Origin of the sequence: Chitinophaga ginsengisegetis (assembly GCF_900168065.1) — a bacterium.
Classification (GTDB): domain Bacteria; phylum Bacteroidota; class Bacteroidia; order Chitinophagales; family Chitinophagaceae; genus Chitinophaga; species Chitinophaga ginsengisegetis.
On record NZ_FUZZ01000001.1, the window covers coordinates 1,548,341 to 1,560,513 of the forward strand.

General features: G+C 47.4%; 15 protein-coding genes. 4 read left to right on the plus strand and 11 right to left on the minus strand.

Features of this window, described 5'->3' with window-relative positions; genetic code table 11:
- Window positions 1–19: 19 nt before the first annotated feature.
- The gene (locus B5Z18_RS06085; protein WP_079468484.1) at window positions 20–1,282 is read right to left on the minus strand and encodes a PQQ-dependent sugar dehydrogenase; all 1,263 of its coding nucleotides are present in this window, start codon (window positions 1,280–1,282) and stop codon (window positions 20–22) included.
- Window positions 1,283–1,472: 190 nt separating this feature from the next.
- Here B5Z18_RS06085 and B5Z18_RS06090 point away from each other — a divergent pair, with 190 nt between their 5' ends.
- Entirely contained in the window at window positions 1,473–1,904 is a 432-nt protein-coding gene (locus B5Z18_RS06090) for a response regulator (RefSeq protein WP_159454209.1), read from the plus strand.
- 5 nt (window positions 1,905–1,909) lie between these two features.
- Here B5Z18_RS06090 and B5Z18_RS06095 read toward each other — a convergent pair whose 3' ends face one another.
- The 5 genes from B5Z18_RS06095 to B5Z18_RS06115 all read right to left on the minus strand — a co-directional run bounded on the left by B5Z18_RS06095 (window position 1,910) and on the right by B5Z18_RS06115 (window position 6,059).
- On the minus strand, window positions 1,910–2,896 hold the full coding sequence (locus tag B5Z18_RS06095) for a GlxA family transcriptional regulator (protein WP_079468486.1): 987 nt from the start codon (window positions 2,894–2,896) through the stop codon (window positions 1,910–1,912).
- A gap of 114 nt (window positions 2,897–3,010) precedes the next feature.
- Window positions 3,011–4,279 carry an MFS transporter gene (locus B5Z18_RS06100; protein WP_079468487.1) on the minus strand — a complete coding sequence of 423 codons (1,269 nt, stop codon included), beginning with the start codon at window positions 4,277–4,279 and terminating at the stop codon, window positions 3,011–3,013.
- A 28-nt stretch (window positions 4,280–4,307) separates the two neighbouring features.
- Entirely contained in the window at window positions 4,308–4,526 is a 219-nt protein-coding gene (locus tag B5Z18_RS06105) for a hypothetical protein (protein ID WP_079468488.1), read from the minus strand.
- A gap of 54 nt (window positions 4,527–4,580) precedes the next feature.
- Window positions 4,581–5,171, minus strand: coding sequence for a TetR/AcrR family transcriptional regulator (locus B5Z18_RS06110; protein ID WP_079468489.1), 591 nt, complete (start codon window positions 5,169–5,171; stop codon window positions 4,581–4,583).
- A gap of 105 nt (window positions 5,172–5,276) precedes the next feature.
- Window positions 5,277–6,059, minus strand: coding sequence for an SDR family oxidoreductase (locus B5Z18_RS06115; RefSeq protein WP_079468490.1), 783 nt, complete (start codon window positions 6,057–6,059; stop codon window positions 5,277–5,279).
- 192 nt (window positions 6,060–6,251) lie between these two features.
- On the opposite strand from B5Z18_RS06115, the gene B5Z18_RS06120 reads away from it, so the two are divergent.
- Window positions 6,252–6,581 (plus strand): winged helix-turn-helix transcriptional regulator, encoded by a 330-nt coding sequence (locus B5Z18_RS06120; protein WP_235015880.1) that lies wholly within the window; start codon window positions 6,252–6,254, stop codon window positions 6,579–6,581.
- A gap of 2 nt (window positions 6,582–6,583) precedes the next feature.
- On the opposite strand, the gene B5Z18_RS06125 is transcribed toward B5Z18_RS06120, so the two are convergent.
- Together B5Z18_RS06125 and B5Z18_RS06130 are read right to left on the minus strand one after the other, a co-directional pair.
- The gene (locus B5Z18_RS06125; protein WP_079468492.1) at window positions 6,584–7,357 is read right to left on the minus strand and encodes a helix-turn-helix domain-containing protein; all 774 of its coding nucleotides are present in this window, start codon (window positions 7,355–7,357) and stop codon (window positions 6,584–6,586) included.
- Between the two features lie 79 nt (window positions 7,358–7,436).
- Window positions 7,437–8,309 carry an NAD(P)-dependent oxidoreductase gene (locus B5Z18_RS06130; protein ID WP_079468493.1) on the minus strand — a complete coding sequence of 291 codons (873 nt, stop codon included), beginning with the start codon at window positions 8,307–8,309 and terminating at the stop codon, window positions 7,437–7,439.
- Between the two features lie 178 nt (window positions 8,310–8,487).
- On the opposite strand from B5Z18_RS06130, the gene B5Z18_RS06135 reads away from it, so the two are divergent.
- A complete protein-coding gene (locus B5Z18_RS06135) occupies window positions 8,488–8,853 on the plus strand; it encodes a winged helix-turn-helix transcriptional regulator (protein WP_079468494.1) in 366 nt (121 codons plus the stop codon).
- A gap of 16 nt (window positions 8,854–8,869) precedes the next feature.
- Here the strand turns inward: B5Z18_RS06135 and nudK are convergent, their stop codons facing one another.
- Complete coding sequence (nudK, locus tag B5Z18_RS06140; protein ID WP_079468495.1) at window positions 8,870–9,448, minus strand: GDP-mannose pyrophosphatase NudK; 579 nt, start codon at window positions 9,446–9,448, stop codon at window positions 8,870–8,872.
- Between the two features lie 57 nt (window positions 9,449–9,505).
- Here nudK and B5Z18_RS06145 point away from each other — a divergent pair, with 57 nt between their 5' ends.
- Window positions 9,506–10,252, plus strand: a complete 747-nt coding sequence (locus B5Z18_RS06145) for a DeoR/GlpR family DNA-binding transcription regulator (protein ID WP_079468496.1) — start codon at window positions 9,506–9,508, stop codon at window positions 10,250–10,252.
- A gap of 2 nt (window positions 10,253–10,254) precedes the next feature.
- Here the strand turns inward: B5Z18_RS06145 and B5Z18_RS06150 are convergent, their stop codons facing one another.
- Together B5Z18_RS06150 and B5Z18_RS06155 are read right to left on the minus strand one after the other, a co-directional pair.
- The gene (locus tag B5Z18_RS06150; RefSeq protein WP_079468497.1) at window positions 10,255–11,052 is read right to left on the minus strand and encodes an alpha/beta hydrolase; all 798 of its coding nucleotides are present in this window, start codon (window positions 11,050–11,052) and stop codon (window positions 10,255–10,257) included.
- Between the two features lie 80 nt (window positions 11,053–11,132).
- Entirely contained in the window at window positions 11,133–12,017 is an 885-nt protein-coding gene (locus tag B5Z18_RS06155) for a hypothetical protein (RefSeq protein WP_079468498.1), read from the minus strand.
- Window positions 12,018–12,173: the final 156 nt, after the last annotated feature.

Consider the following 12,173-nt stretch of genomic DNA (forward strand, 5'->3'; position numbering starts at 1 on the left):
GTGCAAGTTAAACATTTCGTTATTGTCCGTATACCACTTTCCAGATGCGGTTGGTTTTATCGTCTGTTACCAGCAGGGCGCCGTTTTTCAATACGAGCAGTCCTACCGGCCGGCCTTTTACATCTGCCGTGGTGGAATCTTTTACAAAGCCGGTGAGAAAATCTTCCGGTTTACCGGCGGGTTTTCCATTGGCAAAAGGTACAAACAATACCTTGTATCCTGAGATGGGCTTGCGGTTCCAGGAGCCGTGCTGGGCAATGAACGCGCCCTGGTGATATCTTTCCGGAAATTTATCTCCCCGGTAAAATACCAGCCCCAGGGAAGCAGTGTGAGCGCCCAGTTGTACATCGGGAATAATGGTATTGTTCACTTCCGGCGGGGCGGGATCTTTCACGCGGGTGTCTTTATGCTGACCGTAATACACCCACGGCCATCCGTAGAAACCGCCTTCTTTTACGCCGGTGAGGTAGTCCGGTACCAGGTCGTTGCCCAGCTTATCCCTTTCGTTTACCGTTACCCATAAAGTGGAAGTACCCGGCGCCCAGTCCATGCCCACGGGATTCCTTAACCCTGCGGCATAAATGCGGCGCCCGGTACCATCCGGGTTAATTTCCACGATGGCTGCTTTTGATTGTTCCTTTTCAATACCTTTTTCTGCGTGGTCGGAGCCTGAGCCGATAGCGATATAAATTTTTGACTGGTCTTTATTTGCGATGATATTACGGGTCCAGTGCCGGTTTGTTTTTCCTGCCGGCAGGGCTGTTATTTTTTCCGGCGCCGCGGTGATCACAGTGTCCCCGGTTTTGTAGGGATAGCGGAGTAAAGCGTTGGTGTTGGCCACATAAAAATGGTTGCCTATCAGCAGCATACCGAAGGGTTGCTCCAGGCCGGTGAGGAAAGTACTGCGCAATTCCGGTATGCCATCGTGATCAGCATCCCGCAACAGGGTAATACGGTCCACACTATGCTTCATACTATTGGATTTATTGGCCCCGATAATGGCAGCGCCGATCCTGGTAAAAAAGGAGTGGTTGCTGTTGGATTCTGCCACCAGGATATCCCCGTTGGGAAGTGCGTACATCCACCGCGGATTTTCAAAACCATCCGCATATAACGAAACGTGGAATCCCGCGGGGGCAATGGGCGTTTCTCCCGGTTTCCAGCCCCGTACCTGGCTGTAGTTGGTATGTGATTTTGCAGGTAACGGTAAGTGAACGCTATCCTGTGCGGACAGCTGATAAATGAAGGACAACAATACGAGTGACAACAAATATTTTTTCATGGGGATATACTTTCAGGGTGATACTATCCTCTTTTACAATATTTGCGCCACTGGTGTAGTAATTAAAGGAACGCGACCATATGTATTACAAAATCTTTAATTTGAATGCACTCGCATTTTTGTTTATCTTCATATTTCCCCGCCGAAGATCCAAACGAACGTGAAGACCTAAATGCTTAAAATTTTAGCCATGACAAGACCACAACAAATAATGATTATTGATGACGATGCGGATGACAGAATTTTTTTCCAGGAAGCCATCAATAATATTTCCCCGGTTATAGAAACGCATGTATGTGACAGTGGAATACAAGCGATAGCTATGTTCCAGGAGAATAAAATTCCTGCTCCCGATTACATTTTCCTTGATTTCAACATGCCGCTGATGAATGGGCGGGAATGCCTGATAGAGCTGAAGAAAATCCTGCAGCATCAGTTAACAAATATTGTGATCCTGAGTACTTCTGATATGAAAGAAGACATGGAAGATGCTATGCGGCTGGGTGCAAAATTATTCCTTACCAAGCCCAATACTTTCCAGGAACTATGCACCATGCTGAAAGGCGTATTGGAAGGACGGTGGCATAAGATCTTTTCCAATTCCACAGGTACAGAAAAATAAAGGATTTATTTAGCAGCAGTTGCTCCTTTATTGTATTTGTTCCTATACTCCAGCGGTGACAAACCGGTGGTTTTCTTGAAGATGGTTCTGAATGCCTTTGTATCCGAATACCCAACTTCCCACATAATTTCATTGATGTTTTTACGGCTGCTTTCAAAGCTTTTTTTGGCCACTTCTACTTTAACCCGTTGAATATATTCCGACACCGTGTTACTGGTGGCTTTTTTAAATCTTCTTTCGAGGCTTCTGCGTCCTACGGCAAACATGGATGACAGCTGTTCCACCGTGATCTTTTCCTGCCAGTTCTGTTCAATAAATTCCTGTGCCTGTTTTACTGATTCATCCTGGTGTTCGCGCTGACCTTTGAAGATGGTGAAGGTAGCCTGGTTGGTGCGGTCTATTTCAATTTCAAAATACTTGGATGCCAGGATGGCCATATCGCGGTCGGTGTATTTCTCTATCAGGTAAATGAGCAGGTTCCAGAAGGAATTGGCGCCACCGCTGGAATAAATACCTTTTTCATCTGTAATGATTTTTTCAGATACCAGTTCTATATCAGGAAACATGTTCCTGAATTCATTGGCTGCCAGCCAGTGCGTGGAGCAACGCTTTCCTTTAAGCAGGCCCGTGGACGCCAGTAAAAAGGCGCCTACACAAAGGCTCGCCACTTCTGATCCTCCCTCATGCTGCTGTACAATCCACGGATAGAAATCTTTATTCTGTTCTATTACCGTTTCACGCTCCCCGTTCACTGCGGGAATGATGATCAGGTCGGCTTTATGTTTTTCTGTGATCACTACATCCGGGGTTACTTTAAAGAACCGGTCGTATTCGTGCGCTTCTTTGGAGAGCCCTACCAGCTTAACGTTAAACAGCGGGTCCTTTCCAACGCTTTCCAGGAAATCGTTGGCTTTGGTAAACAGTACAAACGGGCCTTCAATGCAGCTGAGCGCAACAGCGCCTTTGGGAACGAGAATGGAGATCTGTTTCATAATTCAAATCTAAGATAAAAGTTTCTCGGAATCAACCCTAAACGGGTGATGAAAGTACCTTTATCTTATTAAATATTTTCGGGGAAGCCGGCAATACCGGCTTCCCCGAAAATATTACGTCTCCGCCACTACTTCCGTAGTATTCACCACGGCGCCTTTGGCGAGTTTTCTTTTAACGATCAGGCTTACGCGGTGTACCAGGTAAATACAGGGAAGTGTTAACCCCACAATTACCCATCCGAGTGTATCGTAGTGTTCCAGCGGGCTGAATTTATCTTTCTGTGCTACGATCATGCCTGCGATCACCGCTGCTATTCCGCCGGCAATTTGTTGCAGGGAGGAGTTCACACTCATAAACGCGCCACGGTCCGACAGGTCGGGGATGCCGGTGGTTAAGGCGGTGAAGGGGATCATACGGCCCATGATACCCGCCATCATCAATACGTTCAGGCACATGATGATCCAGAGCGGTTGCGGTGTTAAGTGTGTATAAATAATGATGATTACCAACGCATAAATGGAAGCAATGGAGAAGAGCGTGAACCTGTCTCTTTTATCACTTAATTTTCCCAGCACCGGCATAATGAACAGGGAACCTACGCCGGTAACCATGAACAATAAAGGCAACTGCTCGTGTGTAACGTGCAGGTTATTTACGGCAAACGCGCTACCGAAAGGCATCATCATAAATCCGCCTACAGACATCAGTGCGGTGGCACTGAAACCGATGCGGTAATCGCGGTTTCTCACGGTATGCCACAGGTGTGTGAACGCGCTTTTATCGCGTTGTACGGCCAGGTGCGCAATAACCGGTTGCAGCTGCAGGATGATCAGCAGCATTACAATAGCGGCTACGCCGGCTACGAGGAAGAAGGGGGCTTCCCATCCCCAGGCATTGGCGAGGTATAGCCCGATAGGAATACCAAGTACCTGGCTGGCGCCAAATGCCATTTGTACAAATCCCATTACGCGGCCGCGTTGTGAGATATCAAAAAGATCGGTAACGATGGCCAGCGAAATAGATCCGATTACACCGCCGAATAAACCGGTGATGATGCGGGCCGCGACCATCGTGTAATAGGTGTTGGCCAGTCCGCAGCACAACGTGCCGAGGATAAAGCCGGCGTAAAAAAATACCAGTAATTTCTTACGGTCGAAACGATCGGCAAAGCCGGCAGTGAGCAGCCCGGAGATACCGGCGCTGAAAGCGTAGGCTGATACGATGAGTCCGAACTGGTTGGGCTTTATGCTCATCGATTTCATGAGCATATCTCCGAGTGGCGACATCACCATAAAATCGAGGATGACCGTGAATTGTGTGAGTGCCAACAGGGCTACTATCATTTTCTGGTGACCGGAAAATGCGGGTGATGTTTGTTTCATTCAGGGAGATTTTCAGCTTATGTATTTGTTAGTCTTCCAGCTCTGCACATTCGTACTCGCTGGCGTTGATCAATGCGATGATGCGATCCGGCACCGGTTCAGCAGCTACCACTCTCAGTACGCAATCTACGTCTTCCATGTCTACTGTCCACTTTTCAATAAAGGGCTGCTGGTCCAGTAACGGGGCTACTTTGGAGCGGGCTTGCGCAGTGGCAATGTTTGTTTTGAAAATAAGAACGTGTTGCATGACTATTTTGTTTTGTGAGCGAGCGTTCATTTATTAATTTGACAAAAAAAAGAGCTATTTCATCAATCCTTTTACCACACAGTCGAATGTTTCTTTCATGATCTTTTCTGAGAACTTAAACTTACGGCCACCGAGACTTTGTCCTTCGTTATGAAATTTTATCAGCGAGTACAATGGCGCAAAGGCAACGGACCAGTATACTTCGAGGGGCATTTCGTCGATCTCTCCCCGTGTTACCGCATTATGCACATAGTCGCCCATTGCCCTGCGGAATTCATGCGTGATGGTTTCCATCATTTTGTCTTTGTAAGTAGAATTACGCAGCTGTTCAAAGAAGTTGGCGGATAGGTGGTTATCCAGTGCAAAAGCGGCCCTGTTTTTCCACTGCACCCACAGCCCTTCCTTAAAACTCATTTTCGGGTCAAAATCTTTCAGGGTGGCCTGCGTCATTTTTATTCCTTCTTCAATGCTGATACTCGTCAGCAGGTCCTCTTTATCTTTATAATAAATATAAATAGTAGCCGGAGATACACCCGCTGCCTTTGCCAGCCGGTTGATACCAAAATTTTCGAGTCCATCCTTAGCCACCATTTCAATGGCACACTCACGGATGGCCTGTATCTTATTTTCGTCTCTGTATCTCATGCGACACAAAGATAAGTGAGCGATTGCTCATTTTAAAATATTTTTTTGAGACAAGGGGATTTCAGGAAAGGGCTGACTATTGGTTTTATAGCCAGCCCTTTGAAATTAGTGTGAAAGATCGGGCGGGGTGAGACTTTTAGAAAGACCGCCATCCACTGTCAGCTCTTCACCGGTAGTAAACGTAGCATCGAAGGCCAGGAACAGTGCGGCCTTTGCCACTTCTTCCGTGCTGCCGTTGCGTTTCAGCGGCGTTACTGCTTCCCCGATTTTTTCGAAGGCCAGCAGTTCTTCTTTTGATGCACCGGATACGCCCATAGTAGGGGTGTTGATAAAGCCGGGGCTTACCGCATTTACGCGGATACTCCTGGGCAGCAGTTCGGCGGCAAAGCCTTTTACAAACGAAGCCAGCGCTGCTTTTGCACCGGCATATACGCTCATGCCTGCATAACCGGCGTTGTTGGCGATAGAAGTAGTAAACACAATTGCACCGTAATCTTTTATCAGTGGCGCCAGTTGCTGCACCGTGAAATACGCGCCTTTGGTGTTGATGGCAAAAGTTTTATCGTAAGTGGCCTCCGTTACTTTATCGAATGGCTCCAGCAAAGAGAAGCCGGCATTCACAAACAGGAAATCGATTTGTCCGAAAGTAGCAGCCACGGTGTTGCGCAGGGTTTCGATATCGGTCATGGAAGATGTGTCAGAAGCGATGATGTGCGCGCTGTTACCCAGTTCCTGTTTGGCTGCTTCCAGGTTGTTTGGATTTTTCCCTGTGAGCAATACTTCTGCCCCTCCTGCTATCAGCATTTTAACCACTGCCATTCCCATACCGTGTGTACCGCCGGTGATTACTGCTTTCTTTCCCTTGTAATTATTTGTTGTGCTGGTCATGTTATTTTTTTTGATGATCAATGCTGCAAAGTGACGCAGATCGGGTGAACAGAACAATAACGGATATTATGTTCCTATACGGAAAATTTTATCCGTATGCCGGCAATCCGGCTATTAGGGATAAATTTGTCCGTATCAGAAAAGCGATTGGTTATGTATGAAAAAAAGATTCCAAAAAGTTTTGCGTGCGGGATGGCGATCATCATGGAAATTATTGGTGGTAAATGGAAATCCTATATGGTGTACCTGATCAACAAAGGGGTAAGAAGGCCCAGTGAACTGCAAAGGGCGATGCCTTCTGCGAGCAGGCGGGTACTGGATTTGCAGCTAAGGGAACTGGAATTTCACGGGATCATTAAACGTGTTATTTATCATGAGCTGCCACCGAAAGTAGAATACTATCTTACTGATTTTGGCGCGTCGTTGTTGCCCGTAGTGGATGCGATGGATAAATGGGGAGAAGCCTACCAGGGCGAATTTGAGGCATTGATGAAAAAGAAGGAAGAGCCAGTGGCGCTATGATGTTACCACCAGGTGGCCTGCTGAAAAAATGCCTGTGGTGTTTGCCCGGTGAAGGCGCGGAAATCTTTTATAAAATGCGCCTGGTCGTAATAGCCGGCGTCATAGGCAGCTTCGGTAAGACTATCAGCTTCCGGGAAATGATCGAGCAGGTGCCGTAATCTTACGATGGCGGAGAACTGTTTGGGAGTAGTTCCCACACTGCGCCGGAAACGTTTTTCAAAGGCATCCTGACTGATATACAGGTCTGCTGCCAGTGATTTGATCTTTACATGGCCGGCTGCGGTTTTAATTTGCTGTACCGCATTGCGGATGAGTAAGTCCGGTTGCCGGCTGCTGAGTGCGGCGATAAGAAACTGTTCCACAATAGCGATCCGCTGCAGGTTGTTTTTCGCTTCATACAACCGTTCTTCCACCTCTCTTATTTTATGGCGCTGTACCAATTGATCGAGCGATTCATGCGTATCAAAAAGTTCATGCAGGGGTGTTTTGAAAAAGGCTGTAGCCCCACCTTCCCTGAACTTCACCAACACATTGCCGGTGCCGGGCGCATAATGTAACAGACGGGAAGTTCTGCGCAAACCGGCCAATGCTGTTACCGGCAGATCGGTTGCTTCTCCGGCGTCTCCGGTCATCACTTTACCACCAAACCTGAAAGACATCACCACAGCAGTATCCGGCATTACGCGGTTCTCCATACCGTCTTTGCTTTCGATGATCAGATAAGCGCTGACGTAAGGAGAAAGGATCGCTGACGGGAGATAACTTTCCATGTTCATGTGGTAACAAATTAGGTGTTTATAAAGATACGCATAATTAGTGTTTAGTCCGCAGCGGACTAAACACTAACGCCCGTACTTACCGCATGGCTTTTATCAATGCTCCCAGCTGTTCTTCTCCATAACCGGCTTTAATGCCTTTGTTCATGAGGTTAAGGATGAAGGCAGGCACTTCCCCGGGAATGCCTGATTCAGCGGCCTGTTTCACCATTAAAGCAATAGATACTGCGCAGGTTTTCAGGCTGCTTTCGGGATGTGTGAAATTATTGGTGCTGATCACCGCGCCTTCATGCCGCACCATTTCCCCGAGTACCGGTGCAATGTTGTTGATCATATCGCCCAATGCGTTTACATCCAGCTTTTCCGATTCAAAAATCCGTGCGCCCTGCAGGAAGCCGGTGACCAAACCAAACAGGCTGGAAAGTATGGCCAGGTCCCATGCAGCGGCAGCGCCGGCTGCTGCGCCCATGTACATCAGGTTGCCACCCAATACTTTCAGTATGGCCTCTCCTTTTTCAAAAGCAGCTATTTGTCCTGATAAAAAAATAGGCGTATCCGCTTTTCCTATTTGCCGGGGTGTGGCCAGCAGGGCGCCATCCAGGTAGTGTGCACCAAGCTCCTGCACCCAGGCTTCTGCTGTTCTTGCATCCTGCGGAGTACCGGTGGTTAACTCCAGCAGGAGGCGGCCACTTAAGGCAGCTGCTGCTTCCGGCATAGAAAGAATGTTACGGGTGGTATCGTAATTATTGAGACAGGTAATAATCACCGGGCTTGCCAATATGGCTGCGGCAGGATCTGCTGCCAGTACGGCGCCATCGGCTACCAGCGGCGCTGCTTTTTCCGCGCTGCGGTTCCATACCGTTACGTGATAACCATTATCCAGTAAGGTGCGCGCCAGTACAAATCCCATAGGGCCTAATCCAATTACGGAAACACTTTTGTTTGTTGTCATCATCTCATTTTTTATGCCTCAAATGTCTTACCTATAGCGGTGACAGACAATAACCGAAAAAAGTTTCCCCCAGGGAAAACTTTTTCGGTATGCTCCCCTGCTGCATTACAGCGCATCGCTGTTTGCTCGTTTTTATGAACCAGGGTAAAATGTTTATCTTTCGGGCAAATGAAACACTATGTACGAGAAGAAAATCCCGGAGCTGCACTGTGGCATCAGCATTTTCATGAAGGTATTGGGCGGTAAATGGAAAGCCTGGATCATTGAGTGTATCCATGACGACATCAGGCGGCCGAGTGACATTCACCGCGAGATGGAAGTGGATGGTGCCAGCATGCGCGTGATCACCATGCACCTGAAGGAACTGGAAGATCTTGGCATCCTGTATAAAAAAGTATATGCCGGTATTCCGTTAAAAGTAGAATATTACCTCACAGAAGTTGGACTGAGCACCTTACCACTGATTAAGGCAATGGATCAATGGGGCAAAGAGAAACAGGCTTTGCTGGTGAAAGATGAGCGCAATGCCGTGTTAGCCGGATAAGCCCGTGCGGTTTCGTTTAGCCGCACAGGTGATGAAGCGCTGCATACTGCAGCAGCATAATTGTTTTCCCGTCTTTAATTTCCCCCGTACGGATCATATCCATTGCCTGTACAAACGGGAGTTCCAATACTTCTATATTTTCCTGTTCGGCTTCCAGTCCGCCGCCCTCGTGTACTTTCTGCTCTTTAGAGTACGCTGCCACAAAGAAATACAGGATCTCGGTAACAGAGCCGGGCGACATATACGCTTCAAACACTTTTTCCACATTGGTTACCTCGTACCCGGTTTCCTCTATCGTTTCGCGGCGGATGCATTCTTCCGCATTATCTTCATCCAGTAAACCGGCGCAACATTCTATCAGCAAACCGGTTTCATTGCCATTAATATAGGTAGGCATGCGGAACTGCCGGGTTAACACTACGGTGCCATGTTCCTTATTATATAACAAAATAGTAGCTCCATTGCCGCGATCGTATGCTTCACGCTCCTGCTGTACCACTACTCCATCGCTACCCTTCACTTCATACGTAATTTTCTTCAGCGTATACCAGTTGTCCGACAGGATGGCCGTTTCCAGAATATTGATTGTTTTCATATTAAATGATCGTTTATGATCGTTTTTGATTATTTTTGATCAAGTTAATTATTTAAAATGAATTTCCAGCTAAGAAAACAAAAAATACTGTCGCTGTTAACCGAGAAAGGAGAAGTAGAAACCGCTGAACTGGCGCGGGCATTGGGTATTTCAGAAATCACTATCCGGCGGGATCTCAATCAACTATCGGACGATGGGCTCCTGTACCGCACCCACGGCGGGGCCATTCCGGTGAGTGAGCCGGATTCGCCTTTCGAATTTGTGAACAAAGCAGCCGCCAACCAGGCGGCAAAAGATAAGATCTGCAGAAAAGCGGCCGCACAGATCAACGACGGCGATATTATTTTCATGGACTGTGGCAGCACTGTTTTCCGCCTATGCCAGTTTATAAAAAACAGAAAGATTAAAGTGATCACCAACTCTCTCCCGGTGATATTTGAACTGCAACATTCCGCAGTATCGCTCAATATTATCGGCGGTGAATACGACGCCGCCCGGCAAGCTATACACGGCACTATGGCCACAGAACACATCCAACGGTATAAAGCCGGGAAAGCATTTATTGGCGTAGATGGCCTCTCGGCGCAGGGATTATTTGCACACAGCGAAAAGGAAGCGGCTATTGCCACTGCACTGGCTACGCAAAGTAGCTATACCTACCTGTTATGTGATGCGGGGAAAATCGGGAAAACCTCCTATTTGAATTTTGCGGGGTTGGAGTTAGTGGATGCGATTATTACGGATGGCGATCCGGCGGAGCTGAAGTATTGTAAGAAGAAGGGAGTGACGGTGATGGGCGTATGAGTTTATTCCAACACCTCCTTCAGCCGCTCCTGGTATTCCGGGTTATCCGTCATACCACTATGCCCCTGCCCTTTCAGCGTTATCAGCGTATCTCCGGGCTTAAAATATGCTTTCAGTTTTTCGGAAGAGCCATAGTAAATCACTTCATCGAGGTCGCCATGAAAGATGGTAACGGGTACGGTAGTACGTTGTATATTCTTGTAGGTAGGAAATGTATACTTCAATAGAAAGGAAGGCAGGATGGGATAATAATACCTGGCCATATCTTTCATGCTGAAATACGGCGCCTGCAGAATGAGCTGCCTCGGATGATTATCGGCCGCCAGACGTGCCGCAGTGCCAGTACCTACGGAATAGCCGAGAATGGTAATTGTACTCTCGGGGTAAACTGTTTTTACACTGTCGTAGGCTGTTTGTGCATCGGCATAAAACTGTCGTTCGCTATGAATCTTTCCTTTACTTTTTCCGTATCCGCGATAGTCCAGCATAAATACATCATAACCGAGGTGGGTATATACCCCGGCAGCTTCTCCCCATGAGCGGAGAGAGCCTGCATTACCGTGCAGGTAAAAGATAAGTCCTTTGTCGCCGCGGGATTTAAATAACAGTCCGCTTAGTTGTGTGCCATCCGCAGTGGTGATAGTGCGTTCTTCGAAGGGCTCCGGGAACTGAAAGACATACCCGGGTGGTAATCTCTCCGGAAAAAAAAGCAAACGCTCCTGGATAAAGTAAACGAGGACACAAACAGCTGCATACAGGAGCAGCAGCACGCCTATTGTTTTCAGGATCCATTTTCCCATGACAGCTAACATTTACCTAAGATACAAAGAACGCAAATCATGTGATCACTGCCGGGGATAAAATAAAAGAAGGCGCTTACTTACTTCCCCAGTTTTTTAAACGCCCCATTCATACCATCCCAACTATATTTAGTGGATTCTTCTTTTACTGACATCACCGGTTCTCCGTTCTTATCCAGCTTATCAGTTTCTTCTTCCTCATGCATTTTCAGGATGATGGTATCGGGCATACCACCTTTTTCTCCGGGGAAAATAAAGGACTCGCTGTGATAATATACCCCTGCATCGCCTACATCCATTCTTTCCGGCAGTAAGGCGATCCGTCCATCCTTCATCCAGGCGAAATAATAATAGTTTGTGGGAACACCACAGGCTGCTCCACCAAAGCCAACAGAGATAATATTTTGCACGTTGGTAAGGCCGAGACCGGGCATCACCTTCGCATTGGAAAAACCGGCGGATTCATCGTCCATTATCCGGAATGCGGTGGCAGCGAGGATTTTACGGGCCTGCACTGCTTTTAGTTTCACAATATACTGCGGGCGTTTTTCATTGTCGATCAGCGTATCCACGCGGCGGTCGTAGGCAAATACAAATTTCATATCGCCTCTGCGCATAGGAGAAAAGGAGATCAGTCCTTCCCATACGTAGCCTTGTTTTTCCACGCCATCTTTTTTGTATTTAATCTGTACCCAGGGAAGGGTAAGACCTTTCAGGGTGAGCAGTTTGCCGGCCAGTATATCGATAGCGGTAATATCGTCGCCGGCCAGCAGGGTGTCGATGGCGGCCTGTTTGGTATCGGGGCTGATACGTACCAATGCGGTATCTGCAAAAATATACCGGCTGTCATCTTTATTTAACTCCCAGGTATTAAAGATGAATTCAGGTTCCTGGTCCTGGGCAAAAAGAGGAGCTGCAAAAGAAGTAAACAAACAAGTCAGCGTAAAAAACAACATCGTTTTCATGAGGTATATTAATTGAAACGCAAAAATAGCGTTTTACCTCATGAAAACGATGCCGTGTTATTGATTTGCCGGCCGGATTGGCTTCATTCACACATGCTGCGTTTTGTAAAATGCATTTAGCAAAATACCGCCGGAAAGGATAGCGACGCCGTTCCT

Coding starts and splice junctions, on each gene's coding strand:
- B5Z18_RS06115 (WP_079468490.1), bottom strand. CDS start 6,059: ATGACCAGCACAACAAATAATTACAAGGGAAAGAAAGCAGTAATCACC.
- nudK (WP_079468495.1), bottom strand. CDS start 9,448: ATGAAAACAATCAATATTCTGGAAACGGCCATCCTGTCGGACAACTGG.
- B5Z18_RS06110 (WP_079468489.1), bottom strand. CDS start 5,171: ATGAGATACAGAGACGAAAATAAGATACAGGCCATCCGTGAGTGTGCC.
- B5Z18_RS06105 (WP_079468488.1), bottom strand. CDS start 4,526: ATGCAACACGTTCTTATTTTCAAAACAAACATTGCCACTGCGCAAGCC.
- B5Z18_RS06090 (WP_159454209.1), top strand. CDS start 1,473: ATGACAAGACCACAACAAATAATGATTATTGATGACGATGCGGATGAC.
- B5Z18_RS06095 (WP_079468486.1), bottom strand. CDS start 2,896: ATGAAACAGATCTCCATTCTCGTTCCCAAAGGCGCTGTTGCGCTCAGC.
- B5Z18_RS06135 (WP_079468494.1), top strand. CDS start 8,488: ATGTACGAGAAGAAAATCCCGGAGCTGCACTGTGGCATCAGCATTTTC.
- B5Z18_RS06155 (WP_079468498.1), bottom strand. CDS start 12,017: ATGAAAACGATGTTGTTTTTTACGCTGACTTGTTTGTTTACTTCTTTT.
- B5Z18_RS06085 (WP_079468484.1), bottom strand. CDS start 1,282: ATGAAAAAATATTTGTTGTCACTCGTATTGTTGTCCTTCATTTATCAG.
- B5Z18_RS06130 (WP_079468493.1), bottom strand. CDS start 8,309: ATGACAACAAACAAAAGTGTTTCCGTAATTGGATTAGGCCCTATGGGA.
- B5Z18_RS06150 (WP_079468497.1), bottom strand. CDS start 11,052: ATGGGAAAATGGATCCTGAAAACAATAGGCGTGCTGCTGCTCCTGTAT.
- B5Z18_RS06125 (WP_079468492.1), bottom strand. CDS start 7,357: ATGAACATGGAAAGTTATCTCCCGTCAGCGATCCTTTCTCCTTACGTC.
- B5Z18_RS06145 (WP_079468496.1), top strand. CDS start 9,506: ATGAATTTCCAGCTAAGAAAACAAAAAATACTGTCGCTGTTAACCGAG.
- B5Z18_RS06120 (WP_235015880.1), top strand. CDS start 6,252: ATGGCGATCATCATGGAAATTATTGGTGGTAAATGGAAATCCTATATG.
- B5Z18_RS06100 (WP_079468487.1), bottom strand. CDS start 4,279: ATGAAACAAACATCACCCGCATTTTCCGGTCACCAGAAAATGATAGTA.